The organism is Bartonella sp. TT121SHDZB (assembly GCF_042193415.1).
Lineage (GTDB): Bacteria > Pseudomonadota > Alphaproteobacteria > Rhizobiales > Rhizobiaceae > Bartonella.
Genome location: NZ_JBHILR010000049.1, coordinates 1 through 789 on the forward strand (window position 1 = coordinate 1; position 789 = coordinate 789).

1 protein-coding gene is annotated in these 789 nt (G+C 30.9%); it reads right to left on the bottom strand.

Annotation, left to right across the window (positions count from 1 at the left end; translation table 11 throughout):
* Nucleotides 1–47: 47 nt before the first annotated feature.
* A complete protein-coding gene (locus tag ACFIKI_RS08395; protein WP_375666754.1) occupies nt 48–743 on the bottom strand; it encodes a type IV secretion system protein in 696 nt (231 codons plus the stop codon).
* Between the last annotated feature and the right edge of the window lie 46 nt (nt 744–789).

Genomic DNA, 789 nt, shown 5'->3' on the forward strand with positions numbered 1-789 from the left:
ACAATATTTATAAATATAGAGAAAACAAATGTTATAAAGAATTTGGGTTAATTAAACCGTATGCGAGGCATATCCTTGTTAGTACTGCTAAAAACTTTCATATCAATTTCACGTTTTTTTGTTTTGATAAGTTTGTGCTCAGCATCGCGTAAATGTGCAACCATTTGCAGCTTTATAGATTCATTTTTGATCATAGTTAATGTGCCTTCCACAATTGTTTGAACATCAAAGATCTCTTTTACACTATCTGCTTTACTAAGTGCATCTAACAGTGATAAGATATACTTAAAACGATTTTCCACCGTTTCAAAAGTTTGCAAAGTTACAGCTTTATCTACGGATGTTGTATGTTGTAAACGTGCAAAAATAGCCTTATTCATTTGCGAAAAATTTCCAGAAAGCTTTTTTTCGTTCTCCAAAATCTGTGTATATTGTCCATTTGAACGTTTGTTTTCATCGTAGATCGACTCTGGATCTTTGATAAAAATGTTGCTATAATTTGCCGCTATATAATTTCTAGTAAATTTATCATGTTTTAGAGATTGATAAATTCTTTCTGCATATACAAGTTGTCTTTTATTCACATCAATTTGTTTTTTTAATAATTTTATAATTTCTGGATATTCTGTTTGTTGTAGCTCAGGTGATTTCACTACCTTTTGATCTTGAGAAAGAACCGCCAGAGCTAAATTGGGCATTATCAAGGATATAACCATTCCTGTTATAATAAAGATCTTTTTCATATGTTTGCTCGCTTGATTTCGGCAGGGATTGTTTTATTAACCGGTA